Genomic DNA, 18134 nt, shown 5'->3' with positions numbered 1-18134 from the left:
CAAACGCCGACACTGCACTAACTTTGAACTTGGACCACCTCGTGGGGGCCGATCAGGCGGGTTTAGCAGCACCCAGAGGCGCGCGATCCTGCCGCCGATGACTTCGGCGACGTCGGTTCCGGTAACCGCGACCGGACCGCCATCCGGCCCGGCCTGCCACCGCAGCGAACGCAGGCCGTGGTGCCCGACAGCCGCGCCGACTGGGTTGAACCGGAAGGTCGGACCGAACTGCTCCAAGAGCTTGCCGGCGACTGCCGCGATGGCTTCCCGTCCGCGCACCACATCGGTCGGCTCGTACATGATCGGCTCGTCAACGAAGAGGTCCGCCAAGGCCGCGGCGCGTTTGCCGGCATCTCGCTCATTGAAGACGCGCTCCAGGTTGGCGCGCAGCAGCCCGTCGTAATCGGACTCCGCCGGTCCTCGGCGGGTCTGGTCGGTGTCGGTCATGGGATGCCTCCTTCAGCACTTGTTTAGCCGTGGGGTTAGTCGAACTTCACGAGGTTCAGCGCCGGCAGCGGACCGCCGGGGAACTGTACGAGGCGGCTGCCGAGAGCGAGCGGCCCGAGGTCGATGCCGTAGAAGCCGAGCCGGTCGATCAGCGAGCCCACCTGCGCCTTCGCCTCGGCGTCGTCCCCCGAGTAGAAGAGCACCCGCCGGCCGCCGTCGCTGCCCGGGTCGCCGACGACCAGTTGCGGCTGCAAGTGGTTGAACGCCTTCACGACCCGCGCGCCTGGGACCCAGTCGGCGAACACCTCGGACGACGAGCGGCCGCCGAGGTCGACCGGCTTGAAAAGCGGCGCCTCGATGGGATTGTTGGTGTCCACGACGATGCGGCCGCCGAACTCCGGCAGCGCCGCGAGCGCCGCGGGCAGCTTCGACCAGTTCACGGCGACGAAGACGATGTCCTTCGAGGCAGCCTCCTCACGGCTATCGGCCGTGATGCTCGGACCGAGCGCGGCGACGGTTTCCGCCAGGCTTTCCGGGCCGCGGCTATTCGCGAGCGTGGCAGGAATCCCGTGCCGCGCGAGCGCGGTCGCGATGGCGGTGCCGATCTGCCCGGCGCCGATGATGCCGATGGTGGCCATGGCTCTCTCCTCTTGATGCTGGATTAAGGCCGCGGGAGGTCAGGCGGATTGGCCGCCATCGACGTTCAGCGTGGCGCCAGTAATGTACCCGGCCTCGGGACCGGCCAGGAACGCGACAGCGGCCGCGATGTCCTCGGGCTGGCCGTAGCGGCCCAGCGCTGCGAGTCCCTTCAGCGTCTTGGCGAAGGGGCCGTCCTGCGGGTTCATGTCGGTGTTGATCGCACCCGGCTGGATCAGGTTTACCGTGATGTTGCGGGCGCCGAGGTCGCGGGCCCAGCCGCGGGTGTAGGCCGCCACGGCTGCCTTGGTGGCGACGTAGTCGGCCGCGCCCGCGAACGGGATATGCACGGCGCCCGTGGTGCCGATGGAGACGATACGGCCACCGTCCGCCATCAGCGGCACGGCGGCACGAACCGCCGCGGCCACGCCCTTCACGTTGACGTCGAGCTGCCGGTCGAACGCCGCGCGGTCGGCTTGCGGGTCATCGACCATGCCGGTGACAAAGACGCCTGCCGAGTTGACCAGGATGTCAAGGCGGCCGAGCGCGGCGCGCGCCTCCCGCACCAGGGCCTCGACCTCGGCGGCCACGGCTTGATCCGCCCTGATGGCGATGGCACGCCGGCCGAGCGCCTCGACCTCGCGGACGAGCTGGTCGGCCCGCTCGCGCGAGGCGGCGTAGCTGAAGGCGACGTCGGCGCCGTCGCGGGCGAGACGTCTAACGATGGCCGCCCCGATGCCGCGCGTTCCGCCGGTCACGAGTGCCACCTTGCCGGTGAGGGGTTGGGCTACCTGGGTCATGTTCTCGCACCATCGCGTGTTCGATGAGGCGAGGATGGCCCGAACGCCCCTCCTGGATTAGCCGTGAGCGGGTTGTTATGCCTTCAACGGATCGTTGAAGGTGCCGGCATGGAAACCCTCGCCAACCTGGAAGCCTTCGTGCGCAGCGCCGAGCACGGCAGCTTCTCCGAGGCCGCCCGCCGGCTGTCGCTGACGCCGGCCGCGGTCAGCCGCAACGTAGCCATGCTGGAGCGGAACCTCGGCGTGCGCCTGTTCCACCGCTCGACGCGCAGGTTGATCCTAACGGAAGCGGGCGAGACATTCCGCTCAGGTATCGCGGGAAACTTGGAGGGCCTGCAGGCGGCGATAGCGGGCGTCTCGGCCAAGGGAGGGGAACCGGCGGGCACGCTCAAGGTCAGCCTGCCGCCGACCCTCGGCGCGACCCAGATCCTACCGTTGCTGCCGGGCTTCCTGGCCCGCTACCCGCGCATCAAGCCGGAATGGTACTTCGAGAACAGGCAGGTCGACCTCGTCGCGGAAGGGTACGACGCGGCAATCGGCGGCGGGTTCGACCTGTCCCCGAGCATCGTGGCTCGCGCCCTGGCACCCGCCCACATCATCGCGGTCGCCTCGCCGACCTACATGCGAGGCCGGGTGTCGCCGCCGGACCCGGCAGGGCTCCAGGCCCTGGACGGCATCGTGATGCGCTCGCTGCAGACCGGCCGCATCCGGCACTGGACCATGCGCGACGCTGCCGGCCGCGAGACGGGCGCGCTCTTGCAGGAGAAGGTCGTCGTCAACGAACCGAGCGCCATGCGGGAAGCGGCGCTTCTGGGCCTGGGCGTCGCGCTCCTCGCCGTGCCCGACGTGCTTCCCGCGCTGGACAAGGGTGAGCTCGTCCGCCTCGTGCCGCGGTGGTACGCCGATGCCGGCGCGATCTCCGTCTACTTTGCCTCACGCGCCCTGCTGCCGGCGAAGACACGAGCCTTCGTCGACTGGGTCATCGACGCGTTCAGGGAGTAGCGCCTGGCCGAACGGTTCGCCGGCAGCTTGGGTTAGCCTCCGACCAAGCCGAACTCATCGGCATGCGGACCTAAAGCACGCTCGAACGCGAACGACGGAACGATAGAGAAGCTAAGGAGAGTTCGGCGGCGAACCCTTTGCGGGCCTAGGCGCGAGCGCTACCACGCCGCATGAGACAGGCTCTTCTCATCGTCGACGTCCAGCCCTGCTTCGGCCCACCGGCATGGCAGGTGGAGGGAGTCGCCAAGCTCGCACCGACGATGCATTCCGTGGCGACGGTCGAGCGCCATGACGAGGCGGTCACCCCCTTCTGGCGACAGCTCGGGTGGAAGCCCGCCGTCGCGGACGAGCCGCTGGTCCCCGCAGACAAAGTGTTCGTGAAGCACGGCTACCTGCCGCCGCCTGAACTCATCGGTCACCTGAAGGATCTTGGGATCGAGCGCGTCCTGGTCTGCGGCATCCAGGCGGACACGTGCTACCTGGATGCCGGCTTCATGCTCTTCGACGCCGGGCTAAACCCGACCCTGCTGAAGTGGATCACCGTCAGCTCGTCCCTGGACCGCTCGGCCAGCCTGGGCGCGAACCTTTGACGGCACCATTTCGGTGCCGGGAGCGTCCTTCACGACCCCAAGGGGCTTCAAGGGATCTAGCGGTCAGGCCAAGTACCCACCGTCGGCGGTCAAGGCGGCCCCGGTGATGAAGCCGGCCTCCGGGCTCAGAAAGGCCGCGAGCGCCGCGCCGTGCTGTCGGAGGCGGTGCCCGACGCCTACCTCGCCGAGTTGCGCGAGGACGGCGTGTCCTACGCGTTCGCGGGCCCGGACGGTCGCGACCTCGAAGGCCATGGACGCGCTGGGCGAGACGTTCGGAGTCGAGACCCTCCTGCTGGAGGGGGCGCGGCCATCAAGGGCGCGTTCCTGAAGGCGGGCCTCATCGACGAGATCAGCGTGCTCATCCACCCGGCCGTCGAGAGACTCGCCGGCGTCGAGAGCATCTTCGAATACCCGGGCGAGCCCGACTGTCGACGGCCAGCGTTCCGATGCCGCCGGTGGCGCCGAGCACCGCAATCCTCATGGGCTTCCTTCCATCGGCGAGGCGATGCGTTCGCAGGACCACCGGACTCAGGCGGCGAGCGCCTCGATCTCGGTCTGCAACCCGTCGAGGAACGCCTCGCGCCCGACCTCGCCCAGGTCGACGGCCTTCGCGCCACCGGCGGCGATGACGCTCACGTCCGTGATGCCGAGGACGCCCAGGATCAGGCGGAGGTACTGGGTAGCGATGTCCCGGTCGCGGATCGGCGAGCCCTCCGTGTAGACGCCCCCGGAGGCGAGCAGCACCGTCGCCTTCTTGCCGAGGACGAGGCCCTTGCCGTCGTTGCCGAGGGTCAGCCCCTTGCGCACGACGTGATCGATCCAGGCCTTCAGCGCGGCCGGGACGTTGTAGTTGTACACCGGGGTCGCGATCACGAGGTGGTCGGTCGCGAGGAGTTCGGCGGCGAGTTCGTCCGAGAGGCGCAGCACCTCCCGCATCTCGTCGGACTGCCGCTCGGGCGGCGTGAAGTAGGCCTGCAGCCAGGACGCGTTCACGAACGGCAAGTCGGTCCGCATGAGGTCGCGTTCGATGACCTGACCGTCCGGGTGCGCGGCTTGCCACTGATCGACGAAGCGGCGGGTGAGCGCGCGCGAGATCGAGTGGTCGCCGCGCGGGCTGGTCTCGACGAGGAGGAGGCGAGGCATGAGAGGCCTTTCCGTTTGCAAGGTCATGTGGGGGCCGAGGAGGAACCACGACGACGCGGTCCATGGACGGTGCCGGACGGCGTGCCCGTCAAATGCAGACTGAAGGCTGGACCCGCCACTCGGAAGCGATAAAAAACCGATCAACTCTATCAGCCGGGGTGATGGATGATCGGAAGCCTCACGCTCGATCAGCTTCGCGTGCTGGTCACCATCGCGGAGACCGGAAGCTTCTCCGCCGCGGGTCGGCGGCTGCAGCGCGCGCAGTCGGCGATCAGCCAGACCGTGGCGACTCTGGAGGGCGTGCAAGGCGTCACGCTGTTCGACCGGTCCGGTCACAAACCTCTTCTGACGGAGGTCGGCCGCGCGCTCGTCGGGCAGGCGCGCCTCGTCCTTTCTGGTGCGGGCCGCTTCGAGGCAATGGCGGCCGGCACGCGCGAAGGGCTCGAACCGGAGCTCGCGGTCGCCATCGACCCGCTGGTCCCGACGGCCCCGCTGATCGAGAGCTTGCGCGCGTTGCGCGACGCCTTCCCGCACCTGGTGGTCAGCTTCTCGACGGAGGGACTCGGTGGCGCCGAGCGTCGCCTGCGCCGAGGCGATGCCGCGCTCGCCTTCTGCATCCTGCTGCCCTCGGTCCCCGAGGACCTGACGGCGCTACCGCTGCTCGGCGCGCGGCTCCTGCCTGTCGTGGCACCAGATCATCCGCTCGCGCTGCTCGGTCGCGCCGCGACGCGCGCAGACCTGGAGGAGCACGTCCAACTGGTGCTGTCCGATCCCTCCGCTCCGGACGGTCCCTGCCACGGCGTCATCGGCACGCGGTTCTGGCGCTTCGTCGAGCTTGCCCGCCGGTTGGACTTCCTCCTGGCCGGACTGGGCTGGTGCCGCATGCCCGAGCACCTCGTCAGACCGCACCTCGCCGAGGGTCGTCTCGTCGCGTTGGACATCGACGATGACCCGGCTGCCTGGGCCGGACCCCTGACCGTCTATGCCGCGCATCTGCGCGACCGGACACTGGGCCCTGCGGGCCGGTGGCTCCTCGGCGACCTGCAGGCTCGCTTCGCGCCGTAGAACGCGGGCGCGACACCCGCGTGCGTCCTCCGACTGCCTTGAGGTTGGCGGTGGTCGGGACGGCCTGGCCGCCGACCGTCAACCGGTGGGTATCCGGCGTCGGGTTCAGGCGGATCGCGCACCTAACGATTGCCTCTGCTCCCGCGCATAAACGGCCGGCGGCATACCCACATGGCGGGAGAACGCCACGCTGAACGTGCTCGCCGACCCGTAACCCACGCGTTCGGCCACCTCGGCGATGCCGCCGACCTCGCGCCGGAGCAGGTCCTTCGCCACGGCCATCCGCCACGCAAGAAGGTACTCCATCGGCGCGACCCCGACCGCACGGCCGAACCTTTCGAAGAACACGGAACGGGAGAGCCCCGCCTCGTGCGCCATCCGTGCGACGGTCCAGGCCTCGGTCGGCCGTTCGTGCATCCTGCGCAGCGCTGCGGCCAGGCGCTCGTCGCCCAGCCCCCGCACGAGGCCCGGCGTCGTCGCGGGACCGTCCATGGAGCGCAGCGCCTCGATCAGCATGACCTCCAGCAGCCGCTCCAGGATGAGGTCGCGCGCGGGCCTGCGCTGGCGCGCCTCCTCGCCGACGAGGTGCATGAGAGAGGCCAGTCTGGTCTCACCCCGGACGTGGACCAGGCTCGGCAGGAGCGACACCAGCAGGCCTGCGTCGGGCGAGCCGAAGGTGCAGTAGCCCACGAGCATGCGGACGTCCGCCGGGCCGTCCTGCCGCCCGACCCGGAACTCGCCGGGCCCCACCTCGACCGGCATCGTCTCGGAGCCTTCGGTCGGAGGCGTGAGGCTCGACATCTCGAATGCGTCCGCCGCCGGGATCAGGACGAAGTCCCCCGGCTCCAGCATCACCGGATCGCGGCCCAGTACCCTCAGGCGGCATGAGCCCTCAAGCACCGCGCAGTAGAACGGGCGACCATGCTCAGCCCGGCGGACGCGCCACGGGCCCGAGGCGCTCACCGACTTGGAGAACGCGGCGCTCGGCCGGAGCAAGGTGACGACGTCGGCGAGCGGATCGATCATTTCCGGACTTACGCTAATGAGATCGGGACGTACGATTGTAGCCCGTCCCAGCGAGCGGATCTATCCAACGAGCGTCACAACCTGTTGGAGCCGACATGCAAACCATCTTGATCACCGGCTGCTCGTCCGGCTTTGGTCTTGAGACCGCCCGCCTTTTCCTCGACCGGGGCTGGAACGTGGTGGCCACCATGCGAACGCCGCGCGAGGTGGCCCTGCCCGCCTCGGACCGCCTGCGCGTGCTCGCCCTCGACGTCACCGACGCGGCGAGCATCCGCCAGGCCATCGAGGCCGCCGGGCCCGTCAACGTCCTGGTCAACAACGCCGGCATCGGCTGGCTTAACGCCCTCGAAGGCACGCCCCTGGACGTCGTACGCGAGGTCTTCGAGACGAACACGTTCGGTACGATGGCCATGACCCAGGCGGTGCTGCCACAGTTCCGGGAGCGCCGGGCCGGCGTCGTCGTGAACGTGACCTCCAGCGTCACGCAGAAGCCGCTGCACCTGCTCTCCGTCTACACGGCGAGCAAAGCCGCGGTGAACGCCTTCACGGAGTCCCTGGCCCTGGAGCTGGAGCCGTTCGGCGTGCGTGTCCGCCTGGTCATCCCCGGGCGGGCTCCGGAGACCGCCTTCGGCCAGAACGCACGGTCCCGCATGACGAACGGCTTTCCCGAGCCCTATGCGGACTTGGTGCAGAAGGTCTTCGCGTCATGGCAGCAGCAACCCGAGACCGAGGTGACGCGCCCCCTCGACGTGGCGGAGGCGGTCTGGCGGGCCGCGACCGACCCGGTCTGCCCGATGAGCCTGCCCGCCGGCGCCGACGCCGTCGCACTGTCCAGTCGCAGCAGCTGAAGGCGGGACTCCGACCGACGGTCGTTCCGTCAGTCGGCAATCACCGGTATGCGGCGTCGGTTCGGATAAGGGCGAGGCACGAACCCGCAGACGGCGTGGCTGGGGATCGATGCCGAACACCAGGGCTTACCCACGTGCCGGTCGCGGAATGCATGATGCGATGGTCGTGACCCGAACCGGCAGCCCGACCAGCGGTACGAGCCGCACGATACGGTCACCAACGCCAGTCGCTGCTTCCGCAGTCACGCACCGCTCTGGCGGCGCCCTTGAGGGCTAGCGTCCATCGGTTGCATGGCAAGGCCTTGTGCCGGTCTGTCCACCCAACGTCCGTTCGGCACCTTGCTCAGGCGACCGCAGCCGCGAGGCTCCTCGTGGCCCTGGCATCCCGGACGGGAGACACCCCGAACATGCGACCGTACTCGCGCGTGAACTGCGGAACGCTCTCGTAGCCGACCGCGAACGCGACACCACTCGCCGACAAGCCTTCCGAGACCAGCAGCCGACGCGCCTCGATCAAGCGCAGGTGCTTCTGGAACTGTAGGGGGGAGAGCGAGGTCACGGCCTTGAAGTGCTGATGGAAGGAGGACGGGCTCATCCCGGCCGCATCCGCCAGCCGCTCGACCCGAAGCTGACCGGCGAACTCGGCCCGGAGTATCGCGACCGCGCGGGTGATCCGCTCCACGTGGCCGTCCGCCCAACCCAGACGCCGGATGGCGGCCCCGTGGCGTCCCGCCAAGAGCCAGTAGTGCATCTCGCGCACGAGATGCGCACCCAGGACCGGGAGCGACGCGGGTCGGTCGAGGAGCCGCATCAGGCGCAGGGCTGCGTCCGCGGTCTCCGCGTCGGTCGGGTCGACCTGGACCGGTGCGTGGTCGGGCTCGGGCTCGACCGGCATCTGCGCGGCCAGGTCGGCGATGACCACCGGGTCGAGTTCCAGCACGAGCGAAAGGTAGGGGGCCGCGGCGCTGGCTCGGGTGATCTGGCTCACGGTCGGCACGTCCGCGGTGATCAGGAGGGAGGCGCCCGCTCCGAATGCGAAGTCCCGCATGCCCATGGTCACGTGCTTGCTGCCCTGCAGGACCAGGCAGACCAGCGGCCGCGAGATGTCGTGGAGCAGGCCGCTGGGCGCGGTCGCCCGCACCGTCGAGAGCCCCGGGACGGCAGTCGCCGCAATGCCGGTGGCGGTGTAGTGGGCCTCCGCGTGGCGGCGGACGGCTGCAAGGAGAGTCGTCATGGATGGAAGGTGTAGTCGAATGCCCAAGGGAGCGCACTGCCCTTCGTAGGATCAGGCAAGAACTTGCGAGCTTCCGGCAACACGCGCCGGCTCCGGGGCGGCATACCGATCCGACCAAACGAACGGAGCCGACCCATGACCAAGATCGCCCTCGTCACCGGAGCCAGCCGCGGCCTCGGCCGAAACACAGCATTGAGCATCGCCCGCCACGGCGGCGACGTCGTCCTCACCTACCACAGCCGCGTCGACGAGGCCGAGGCCGTCGTCGCGGAGATTCGAGCAATGGGCCGCAAGGCGGTCTCGTTGCAACTCGACACCGGCGGCGTCGGCGCGTTCCCGGCTTTCGGTGAGCGCCTCCAAGCGGTGCTGCGCGAGACCTGGGGTCGCGAGACCTTCGACCACCTCGTGAACAATGCCGGCCACGGCGACTACGCCCTGATCGGCCAGACGACCGAGGCGCAGCTCGACCGCCTAGTCGACGTCCACTTCAAGGGCGTCTACTTCCTGACCCAAAGCCTGCTGCCCCTCCTGGCCGACGGCGGCCGCATCGTGAACCTGTCCTCCGGACTGACCCGGGTCTGCTTCCCCGGCTACGCCGCCTACGCGGCCGTGAAGGGCGCCGTCGAGGTGCTGACCCGCTACATGGCCAAGGAACTCGGGAGCCGCGGAATCGCGGCCAATACGGTAGCGCCCGGCGCCATCGAAACCGACTTCGGCGGCGGCGCGGTGCGCGACAACGCGGACATCAACAAGCTCTTCGCGGACATGACGGCACTCGGCCGGGTGGGCGTGCCGGACGACATCGGCCCGATGGTCGCGAGCCTGCTGGCCGACAACAACCGTTGGGTGAACGCGCAGCGCATCGAGGTCTCCGGCGGCCAGGGCATCTGACGGCAGCGCGTGGCAACATGGCGGGCTCGTTCGCCGGACGAGCCCGTTCTCGGTTTGCTGCGACGAAGGTGGAGCACAATGGCGAGTAGTCCGAGCGCCTCACCCCCTCGCTCGCCGACGTCGGGGCCCGTCGCGATGTCGCGGATGGTCGGGCTCAGCGAGGCCGTGAAGCCCGGACGACTGCAGACCGGTGTCGCCCAGGCACCGCCTTGCGCGTCGACGATGCCGGCGGCACGAAGGATAGTCACGGGAGGAACAGCGTCGTTCGAAATAGTGGTTCAGGCGCTCGGGCGGCTGGCGATACCCTCGAATAAAATGTCCACCAAATGGCCGACCCGCCTCTGCGACGACGCATCCTGCTCAACAGCAAGGGAAATGGCCGTCACGACACAGATTACGTCATCGAAAGTGATGTCGTTGCGAATGACTGCGGCTTGTTGCCCCCGCAATAGAAGGTGCTTGCACTCGTCGGTAATAGCGTTGCAACCCGGCGTACCGCATTGCAGGACGGTTCCAAGCGACGCGGCGAGACTTTGATAGATACTCGTGTTTAAGACAAGTTCTTCGAGAAACGCGCGAAAGGCGCGTTGTGGGTTAAGCTCGCCTTCACGCGCACGGCTTGCTTCGGCGAGTGCCAGAAACCGAGCGTTGCTCGTCGCCGCCAGGAGGGCTTCGCGCGTCGGGAAGCGGCGGTATAGCGTGCCGATCCCAACCCCCGCGCGCTTGGCGACGTCCTCCAGTGGGACGCCTGCTCCCCGCTCCAGGAAAGCCTGCTCAGCGGCAGCGAGGATGCGCTCACGATTCTCCCTCGCATCAACGCGGAGCCCTGATTCGTTGGCCAACGTTTTTTCCTGACATTGCTTGCTAAGCGGAGAGTGCCTCCATATAGGAAGTGGAGCAATCCTCCACTTCCCTCGTAGGCAACGAATGACGAAGCGATTCGAGAACAAGGTTGTCGTGGTCACAGGCGGCAGCGACGGGATCGGGTTGGCCACGGCGCAGCTTTTCGCGAGCGAAGGCGCCCTCGTGTACATCACGGGTCGTCGTCAGGAACCGCTCGACAGCGCGGTGCGCGACATCGGTCATGGAGCCATTGGCGTTCAGGGAGACGTGGCTGACCTCTCCGATATCGCGCGGCTGTACGACCGTATCCGGGCTGACCATGGCCGGGTCGACGTGGTCTTTGCGAATGCGGGCATCTACCAGCAGGCGGGGCTGGAGGAGATCGACGAGACCCACTTCGACGCGATGTTCGATGTGAACGTCAAAGGGATGGTCTTCACGGTGCAGATGGCGCTGCCCCTCATGACGGAGGGTGGGGCCATCGTGCTGAACGGCTCGATTGCCGGCAGCAAGGGTCTGCCCGGCCAGTCGCTCTACAACGCTAGCAAGGCGGCAGTCCGTTCGTTCGCGCGCAGTTGGACCACCGATCTCAAGGCACGAGGCATCCGCGTGAACGTGGTTTCGCCGGGCGGCACGGAGACACGTATGATCCGCAGCTATTTCGACGAGCGTCCGGGTGTCGAGGAAATAATGAATCAGGGCGTTCCGCTTGGTCGGTTGGGACAAACGGATGAAGTTGCGCGCGCCGTACTTTTCTTGGCGTCGAGCGATAGCAGCTTCGTGGCTGGCCATGAGCTCTTCGTCGATGGTGGCGTTGCGGCGGTTTGAGGTCCGCATCTCGTTTTAAACATCCAAGCGGTGTTCAAGCCGGAAGGAGCTGACCGAGACGGAGGTGACCCGCTCTGTCGACGTGGCGAAGCTATCTGGCGGGCCGGGACTGACCCGGCCTGCCCGGTGCGCAGGTCCGTCGGCGCCGCTGCGTCGGATAGCCTCGGCACCTGATGTGTGAGGGCGATGGTCGACTGCCCGAACGAAGCGTCGGGTTCGCTTCGGCGAACCCTGGGCTCACCAGGTGATCAGGGACGTCCGGCCGATCCAGGCGTCGGTCTCGACTTGGTCGAGAACGAAGCGTGCGACGTCCTCCCGGGCGACGGACCCGCCATGGAACCTGGCGAGGTCGACGAGCGCGCGGACCGCGCCGCGGCCGGGCTTGTTGCTCAGGACGGTGGGACGGACGAGGACCCAGTCGAGGCCGCTCTGCCTCACGATGTCCTCCTGGCGGTCCTTGTCGGCGTAGACATGGCGCAGGAGCAGCGGGAGGATCAGCCTGTCGAAGGCGAAGCCGCCATGCCCCCGGCTGTCGCCGGCGCCGATCCCGGTGATCGCGACCAGGCGCGCGACGCCTTCGTCCCTCATGGCGCCGACCAAGGTCCGGGTGACCTCGGACAGGAGCGTCACCTCCCTGAACGGGCTTGCCGGCGTGCCGAGCGCGCTCACCACCGCGTCCCGCCCCCTCAGCGCCTCGCGCAGCACCTTCGGGTCACGGGCGTCGCCCACCACCAGCTTCGCGCCGGGAAGGCTTTTCGCCTTCCCGGGCGAGCGCACCAGCGCCGTCACGTCGTAGCCGCGCGCCAGGCTTTGGGCGACGATGAGCCTGCCTGTCCCGCCGGTGGTGCCGAGGACCAGGATCTTCGGTCGGGGTTCGCTCGATACGGTTTGCATGGCTGCCTCCGGGAAGCTGGCTGCTTCTTACGTGGCCAAAGCTAGCGATCCGCGAATGGTCGAATAGTCGTACGATATAGACGTACCGTTCCACATGCGAGACGGCTGGCGCACCTTGGCTGCCAACCTCGGAAAGCTTCGCGCGCTGGTAAGGGAGCACGAGCCGCTGATCGAGGACGCCCGCCGCACCTTCGACGACGCGCAGGCTTCGGGGCACCGGCCCGTACTCACGTGCCGATGTAAGACGCCAACTCGTCCGGCGTGCCCTGCGGGAACGCCTGCTTCAGGTGGTCGAGGAAGGCCGAGACGCGGGCGCTGAGGAGCCGGCGGGACGGGTAGAGCGTCCAAAGTGCGATCTCGGGCCCCTCGACGTCGCCCCATTGGACCAGCCTGCCCGCGGCGATGTCGTGGCTCACGAGCGAGACGGGCAGGCAGGCCGACCCGACGCCGGCCCGGACTGCGTCGCGCACCATGATCATCGACGACAGCCTGAGGACGGGCTCGAACGGGATGCGCGCTCTCCCGTCCGGCACCTTCACTTTCCAGGCATCTCCACCGCCCGGACCGCGCACCACCGCCGGAACCGGCCGGTTGCCCTGAGGCTGCCCGAGGGCTGGACTGGCCACGACGACCAGCCTGTCGCGCAGGAAGACGCGGCCGACCAGGCTTTCGTCGGTCTCCGGGTTGACCCGGATCACGACGTCGTAGCCCTCCTCGACCATGTCGACGGCCCGGTCATCCGTCGTGACCTCCAGCTGGACCTCCGGGTGCTTCACGGCGAACTCGGCCGCGAGCTTTCCCATGGCCACCTGTGAGAACAGGAGCGGCGCGCTCACTCGCAGCCGGCCGCGCGGATTCGCGCCGCCCGAGGCGATGGCTGCCGCGGTCTCGTCGAGCTCGGCCAGCAGCATCCCCGTCCGTTCGTGGAGGGCCCGCCCCTCCTCGGTGAGCGTCAGCGTGCGGGCGCCGCGTTCGAACAGGCGGAGTGCAAGCGCGCCCTCCAGTTCCGAGACCCGGCGCGACAGCGTCGCCTTCGGGCGTCCGGCCGCCCGAGCGGCGCGCCCGAACCCGCCATGGCGCGCAACGAGGTTGAAGTCGGCGAGGGCGAGAAGGTCCATGCGTTCCACCAGCGAGACGGACCGTCCAGATATAGCGTCTATCGGTAAGAACGTGGATCGCTAATTTCCGGCCTGTCAACAGCAGCAACCCGGAGAAACCCCATGACCATCCTCGTCACTGGCGCCACCGGCACCATCGGCCGCCATGTCGTCGACAATCTCGCGAAGCGCGGCGCCGACGTGCGTGCCCTCGTCCGCGATCCGGCCAAGGCGGGACTTCCGGCCGGCGTGGCCCTGGCGCAGGGCGACCTGCTCGACGTCGACGCCCTTCGCGGCGTCTTCTCGGGAGTCTCCACGCTCTTCCTGCTCAACGCCGTGGTGCCCGACGAATTCACCCAGGCGCTGATTGCTCTCAACGTCGCCCGGGAAGCCGGCGTCAGGCGGGTGGTCTACCTGTCGGTGATCCACAGCGACGTCTACGTGAACGTGCCCCACTTCGGGGGCAAGTTCGGCGTCGAGCGGATGATCGAGGCGATGGGCTTCGAGGCCACGATCCTGCGCCCCGCCTACTTCATGAGCAACGAGATGACGGTCAAGGACGTCGTCCTGCAGCACGGCGTCTACCCCATGCCCATCGGCGCCAGGGGTTTGGCCATGGTCGACGCGCGCGACCTCGGCGAGGTCGCCGCCCTCGAACTCATCCGCCGGGAGCGGGCCGTCGGGCTGCTTCCCCTGGACCGGATCAACGTCGTCGGGCCCGAAACGCTGACGGGCGAGGGCGTGGCCGCGATCTGGTCAGAGGTGCTGGGCCGCCCCGTCGCCTATGGCGGCGACGACACCGCCGGGTTCGAGCGGAACCTCCGGCAGTTCATGCCGGGCTGGATGGCCTACGACATGCGCCTGATGGCCGAGCGCTTCCTGACCGACGGCATGGTCCCGGAGGCCGGCGACGTCGAGCGCCTGACCTCGCTCCTGGGCCGCCCGCTGCGCACCTACCGCGCGCTCGCCGCCGAGATCGCGACCGCCTGACGCCCAAGCGTCACTCAACCTCCATCGGAAGGACCATCGTCATGATCTACTCGACCGCAACCGTCCCGGTGAACCCGGACGGGGAGGCTCCCCTGACCCGCACGCAGGCCTGGGCGGGCCTCGTCCTCAAGGCCCGCGACGCCCGCCAGTTCCTGCCGCCGGGGCTCTGCAGTCGGTGCGACGTCGTGGAGGAAAGCGCCACCCACCTCGTGCGCGAGGCCACCCTCGGGGGTGTCGACCTGCGCGAGATCATCGCCTTCGAGCCCGGGGCCAAGGTGACCTTCTTCCAGGCCACCGGCCCGCGGGAAGGGGCCATCGTCAACGAGCTGTTCGAGGACGAGGAGGGCGCGCTGCAGCTTCGGTTCTACTGCTACCTGGGCCTGCGCGGGAAGGAACCGGGCGGTCCCGAGGAGCAGGCCGAGCAGGCGCAGTTCGACGGCAGCAAGGGCTACAAGGCCGCGCTGCTGTCGACGCTGAAGCGTACCCGCGAGCTGCTCGCCGAGGGCGCGCTTTAAGGTCGCCGAGGCGGGGCTGCCAGGTGCTTGGAGCGGATACCGGCCGGCCTCAGTCGGTTGCCGACCGGTAGGACCGCAGTTCGTCGATGATGGAGCGGCGAGACGGACGCCAACCGAGTTCGCGCTCCGCCTTCTCCCCGGAGATGACTTGATCGCACGCTATGGCGTCGGCGAACGCCCAAAGCACCGAACGCGCGTCTTCGAGCGCCCATGCTTCCACCCGCCCCCCGGCACCAGCCGCCTCGCTTGCCGCTCGCGCGATTTCGATGAGGGGGATCGCCGCTCCGTGGACGCCGTTGAAGACCGAACCTGCCGGTGCCCGTTCGAGCGCGAGCGCGTAGAGGTCGGCGAGGTCGTCGGCGTGCACCGTCGTCCAGCGGTTCCGTCCGTCGCCGACGTAGCGCGCCACGCCGTGCTCCGCAGCCGCGCCGACCATCATCATCGCGGTACCGCCCCGGTTGCCGTAGACCCAACCCGGCCGGATCACGACCGGGTGAATCCCGTGGTCTGCCGCATCGAAGATCTCCCGTTCGAGGGCTTCGCGGAAGCGGACGAGTTCGACCGGGCTCAGCGGACTGTCCTCGGTCGCGGGCGTGTGGCCGGTCGACCCGTAGACCAGGCAGCCGCTCGTATAGACGAACCGCTTGGACGTTCCGCGGAGGCCGCGGATGATCGCGCGCACCGCCGTCTCGTCGTAAGCTGCCGTGTTCAGGTCGCCCGGCGAGGCGGCATGGACGACGGCATCGACCCGTGGACGGCGTCGGCGACGCTGGCCCCATCGGAGAGGTCTCCGCGAACGACCGTGAAGCCCTCGCTTCCCAGCTTGGCCGCACTCCTCTCCGAGCGGGCGAGCCCGACGACCTCATGGCCGCCCCGTTTCAGGCGCCGTGCCACGGCGCCTCCGATCAACCCCGTCGCCCCTGTCACCAAAACTCGCATGCCCGCCACCGCCTTGACTTCGACATGGCCGATCAATCGGAATCGTGGGCTGGATGGAAATCGTACGTTCTGATGTGACGAGATCGCTCGCGCCGATGGCTTCAGACCGCCGCGGCGACCTCGGCGATGACGTCGCGCAGCCACGCGGTGGCCGGGTGCGCGTCAGCTCGCCGGTGCCACATCAGCGCGAGCGGCCAATCGGGCAGTACGACCGGCGGCTCGTGCACGGTGATGCCGACCCCGAAGTCGGCGCACCGCCGGGCGACGCGGACGGCGAGCGTTGCGACGAGGTCGCTCTCGGCGACGATGAAGGGCGCGACCAGGAATTGCGGCAGGCTCAGCACCACGCGGCGCTTGAGTCCCAGCTCGGCGAGCTTGCGGTCGACCAGTCCCGGGCCGTCACCCTCGGGGGAGACCAGGAGGTGCGGCACGGCCACGAAGGTTTCGAGATTGACGCCGGCCGCGAACGCGGGGTGCCCGCGCCGGGCGATGCAGGCGAAGCCTTCCCGAAGCAGCGGCCGCGTGAGGATGCGCGCCGATGCCTCGACCGGAACGCCGACCGCGAGATTCGCCTCGCCGCTGTCGAGGAGTTCCACCGCCTCGCCCCGGCCAAACATCCCGCGCACGCGCAGGTCGATGCCCGGCGCCTCGACGCCGAGGCGCGCCAGCAGCGGCGGCAACAAGACGAACGCGGCGTAGTCGCTCATCGCGACCGTGAACGCACGCTCGGCGGTTGCGGGCTCGAAGCCGTCGGCCTGCAACGCGCCGCGCACGAGGCGCAGCGCGTCCGCCACGGGGCCGGCGAGGTCGTCGGCGCGGGCAGTGGGCCGCATGCCTGACGGGGTCCGCACGAACAATTCGTCCGCGAGCAATTCCCGCAAGCGGGTGAGGGTGCCGCTCATAGCGGATTGGCTGAGACCGATGCGCAGCCCGGCACGCGTCACATGGCGCTCGGCGTAGAGGGCGTCGAACGCCTTGAGCAAGTTCAGGTCGAAGCTACCAATATCCATACGCGTCCTTGGCCCGTCGGCTCGGCGGCCGCATCCCCTGTTGGAGGTCCGGAAGCGGATTGCCTCGAATCCAACCGTTCGGCCCGTAGCTCACCGCCCCGCCAGCCAGCCCGCAAGCGGAAGTTCCCAGCTTCTGCAAAGGGGCGGGAGCACCCGCTCCCTCCGGAATGCCGGGGACGTCAGGACGCCGGAGAGCCCCGCCAAGCCTCGACCGCCTGTCCCCCGAAGATGGTCGGCATCGGCAGATCGAAAATGAAATAGGGGTTGAGGCTCGGCGGTCGCCCCGCCGCGTCCAGGCGGCCCTGCTGCTCGGGGGACAATGTGATGTCGAGCGCGCCGATGTTCTGAACGAGCTGCTCCGGGCGGCTCGCTCCGACGAGGACTGAAGAGACGCCCGGCCGACGCGCGACCCAGGCGAGCGCCACCTGTGCCATCGGCCGGCCGGTCTCTTCCGCAACGGCCCGCAGCACGTCCACCACTGCGAAGTTGGCCTCCGTGAACAGCATGCCGCCGAATGGGTTGTCGCCGTTCAACCGCCCGTCGCTGCCGCCGGCAGCCGCGTCGCCCGCGCGGTCCGGGAGCGACCCCGCCGGCCCGGCTTCGGCGAGCTTGTCGCGCCCGTACTTGCCTGTGAGCAGGCCCGCCGCCAGGGGGCTCCACGGCACCAGTCCCATGCCGAGCGCCCGGCCGGCGGGCAGCACGTCGAGTTCCACCCCGCGGTCGACCAGCGAGTAGGCGTATTGCAGGCCGACCGGCTCCGGCAGGCTGTGGGCGCGCGCCAGGGTGGCGATCTGCGCCGCGTACCAGGCCGGGGCGTTCGAGAAGCCGTAGTAGAGTATGTCGCCGCGCGTTACGGCATCGGTCAGGGCGCGCAGCACCTCCTCGGGTGGCGTGGTCCGGTCCCAGACATGCGTCCAGTAGAGGTCGATCCAGCCGGTCTTGAGACGGCGCAGCGAGCCTTCCAGGCCTGCGCGAATGTTGCGGGCACTGTTGCCGCCGGCGAGCGGCGTGCCCTGCGCGCGCGAGAAGCCGGACTTCGTCGCGATGACGAGACGGTCGCGCAGCCCGCGCTCCGCGACCATGTCGCCGAGCATCGTCTCGCTCGTGCCACCCGAATAGACATCCGCCGTGTCGATGAAGTTGCCGCCCGCCTCGACGTAGCGGTCGAGGATCGCGCCCGCGGCCGCCGCGTCGCAGCCCCAGCGGCCCGCGCCGAAGGTCATGGTGCCGAGAGCGAGCGGACTCACCGCCAAGCCCGAGCGTCCTAGGGTCCGATACTGCGTCAGGTCCATCGTCGCGCCTCTCTGTTGAAGCGCGAGAGGTAATCCGCGACCGG

General features: G+C 69.0%; 20 protein-coding genes and 1 pseudogene. 8 read left to right on the top strand and 13 right to left on the bottom strand.

The window, feature by feature from the left end:
* The 3 genes from MFF64_RS24585 to MFF64_RS24575 form a co-directional block, all read right to left on the bottom strand.
* On the bottom strand, positions 1-447 hold a 447-nt coding region (locus tag MFF64_RS24585; protein WP_238192685.1), incomplete at its 3' end, for a nuclear transport factor 2 family protein.
* Positions 448-482: 35 nt separating this feature from the next.
* Entirely contained in the window at positions 483-1085 is a 603-nt protein-coding gene (locus MFF64_RS24580; RefSeq protein ID WP_238192684.1) for an NADPH-dependent F420 reductase, read from the bottom strand.
* A gap of 39 nt (positions 1086-1124) precedes the next feature.
* On the bottom strand, positions 1125-1883 hold the full coding sequence (locus MFF64_RS24575) for an SDR family oxidoreductase (protein ID WP_238192683.1): 759 nt from the start codon (positions 1881-1883) through the stop codon (positions 1125-1127).
* Positions 1884-1991: 108 nt separating this feature from the next.
* Here MFF64_RS24575 and MFF64_RS24570 point away from each other — a divergent pair, with 108 nt between their 5' ends.
* Together MFF64_RS24570 and MFF64_RS24565 are read left to right on the top strand one after the other, a co-directional pair.
* On the top strand, positions 1992-2885 hold the full coding sequence (locus MFF64_RS24570) for a LysR family transcriptional regulator (RefSeq protein WP_238192682.1): 894 nt from the start codon (positions 1992-1994) through the stop codon (positions 2883-2885).
* Positions 2886-3055: 170 nt separating this feature from the next.
* Positions 3056-3475 (top strand): cysteine hydrolase family protein, encoded by a 420-nt coding sequence (locus MFF64_RS24565; protein ID WP_238192681.1) that lies wholly within the window; start codon positions 3056-3058, stop codon positions 3473-3475.
* Positions 3476-3538: 63 nt separating this feature from the next.
* Here MFF64_RS24565 and MFF64_RS38640 read toward each other — a convergent pair whose 3' ends face one another.
* Together MFF64_RS38640 and MFF64_RS24555 are read right to left on the bottom strand one after the other, a co-directional pair.
* Complete coding sequence (locus MFF64_RS38640; protein ID WP_238192680.1) at positions 3539-3841, bottom strand: SDR family oxidoreductase; 303 nt, start codon at positions 3839-3841, stop codon at positions 3539-3541.
* A gap of 162 nt (positions 3842-4003) precedes the next feature.
* On the bottom strand, positions 4004-4618 hold the full coding sequence (locus tag MFF64_RS24555; RefSeq protein WP_238192679.1) for an FMN-dependent NADH-azoreductase: 615 nt from the start codon (positions 4616-4618) through the stop codon (positions 4004-4006).
* Between the two features lie 165 nt (positions 4619-4783).
* Between MFF64_RS24555 and MFF64_RS24550 the strand changes: the two genes are divergently transcribed.
* Positions 4784-5683, top strand: a complete 900-nt coding sequence (locus MFF64_RS24550; RefSeq protein ID WP_238192678.1) for a LysR family transcriptional regulator — start codon at positions 4784-4786, stop codon at positions 5681-5683.
* 105 nt (positions 5684-5788) lie between these two features.
* Here MFF64_RS24550 and MFF64_RS24545 read toward each other — a convergent pair whose 3' ends face one another.
* Positions 5789-6709: an AraC family transcriptional regulator gene (locus MFF64_RS24545; RefSeq protein WP_238192677.1), complete on the bottom strand. Its 921-nt coding sequence runs from the start codon at positions 6707-6709 to the stop codon at positions 5789-5791.
* Positions 6710-6804: 95 nt separating this feature from the next.
* Here MFF64_RS24545 and MFF64_RS24540 point away from each other — a divergent pair, with 95 nt between their 5' ends.
* Positions 6805-7557, top strand: coding sequence for an SDR family oxidoreductase (locus tag MFF64_RS24540; RefSeq protein WP_238192676.1), 753 nt, complete (start codon positions 6805-6807; stop codon positions 7555-7557).
* A gap of 343 nt (positions 7558-7900) precedes the next feature.
* Here the strand turns inward: MFF64_RS24540 and MFF64_RS24535 are convergent, their stop codons facing one another.
* Positions 7901-8791 carry an AraC family transcriptional regulator gene (locus MFF64_RS24535; protein WP_238192675.1) on the bottom strand — a complete coding sequence of 297 codons (891 nt, stop codon included), beginning with the start codon at positions 8789-8791 and terminating at the stop codon, positions 7901-7903.
* A 135-nt stretch (positions 8792-8926) separates the two neighbouring features.
* Between MFF64_RS24535 and MFF64_RS24530 the strand changes: the two genes are divergently transcribed.
* Positions 8927-9682 (top strand): SDR family NAD(P)-dependent oxidoreductase, encoded by a 756-nt coding sequence (locus MFF64_RS24530; protein WP_238192674.1) that lies wholly within the window; start codon positions 8927-8929, stop codon positions 9680-9682.
* A gap of 278 nt (positions 9683-9960) precedes the next feature.
* Here the strand turns inward: MFF64_RS24530 and MFF64_RS24525 are convergent, their stop codons facing one another.
* Positions 9961-10524, bottom strand: coding sequence for a TetR/AcrR family transcriptional regulator (locus tag MFF64_RS24525; protein ID WP_238192673.1), 564 nt, complete (start codon positions 10522-10524; stop codon positions 9961-9963).
* An 85-nt stretch (positions 10525-10609) separates the two neighbouring features.
* Here MFF64_RS24525 and MFF64_RS24520 point away from each other — a divergent pair, with 85 nt between their 5' ends.
* A complete protein-coding gene (locus MFF64_RS24520; protein ID WP_238192672.1) occupies positions 10610-11353 on the top strand; it encodes an SDR family NAD(P)-dependent oxidoreductase in 744 nt (247 codons plus the stop codon).
* A 237-nt stretch (positions 11354-11590) separates the two neighbouring features.
* Here MFF64_RS24520 and MFF64_RS24515 read toward each other — a convergent pair whose 3' ends face one another.
* Positions 11591-12247, bottom strand: a complete 657-nt coding sequence (locus tag MFF64_RS24515) for an NAD(P)-dependent oxidoreductase (protein WP_238192671.1) — start codon at positions 12245-12247, stop codon at positions 11591-11593.
* Between the two features lie 227 nt (positions 12248-12474).
* Positions 12475-13365 carry a LysR family transcriptional regulator gene (locus MFF64_RS24510; RefSeq protein WP_238192670.1) on the bottom strand — a complete coding sequence of 297 codons (891 nt, stop codon included), beginning with the start codon at positions 13363-13365 and terminating at the stop codon, positions 12475-12477.
* 102 nt (positions 13366-13467) lie between these two features.
* On the opposite strand from MFF64_RS24510, the gene MFF64_RS24505 reads away from it, so the two are divergent.
* Entirely contained in the window at positions 13468-14334 is an 867-nt protein-coding gene (locus MFF64_RS24505; RefSeq protein WP_238192669.1) for an NmrA/HSCARG family protein, read from the top strand.
* Between the two features lie 41 nt (positions 14335-14375).
* A complete protein-coding gene (locus MFF64_RS24500) occupies positions 14376-14849 on the top strand; it encodes an SRPBCC family protein (protein ID WP_099900616.1) in 474 nt (157 codons plus the stop codon).
* Between the two features lie 49 nt (positions 14850-14898).
* On the opposite strand, the pseudogene MFF64_RS24495 reads toward MFF64_RS24500, so the two are convergent.
* The 3 genes and pseudogenes from MFF64_RS24495 to MFF64_RS24485 form a co-directional block, all read right to left on the bottom strand.
* Positions 14899-15788 (bottom strand): annotated as a pseudogene (locus MFF64_RS24495) (NAD-dependent epimerase/dehydratase family protein).
* Between the two features lie 101 nt (positions 15789-15889).
* Positions 15890-16798, bottom strand: a complete 909-nt coding sequence (locus tag MFF64_RS24490) for a LysR family transcriptional regulator (protein WP_238192668.1) — start codon at positions 16796-16798, stop codon at positions 15890-15892.
* Between the two features lie 179 nt (positions 16799-16977).
* Complete coding sequence (locus MFF64_RS24485) at positions 16978-18090, bottom strand: aldo/keto reductase (protein ID WP_238192667.1); 1113 nt, start codon at positions 18088-18090, stop codon at positions 16978-16980.
* Positions 18091-18134 lie beyond the last annotated feature (44 nt).

Source organism: Methylobacterium frigidaeris (assembly GCF_022179185.1).
Lineage (GTDB): Bacteria > Pseudomonadota > Alphaproteobacteria > Rhizobiales > Beijerinckiaceae > Methylobacterium > Methylobacterium frigidaeris.
This window is presented reverse-complemented; position numbering and strand designations above follow the sequence as displayed.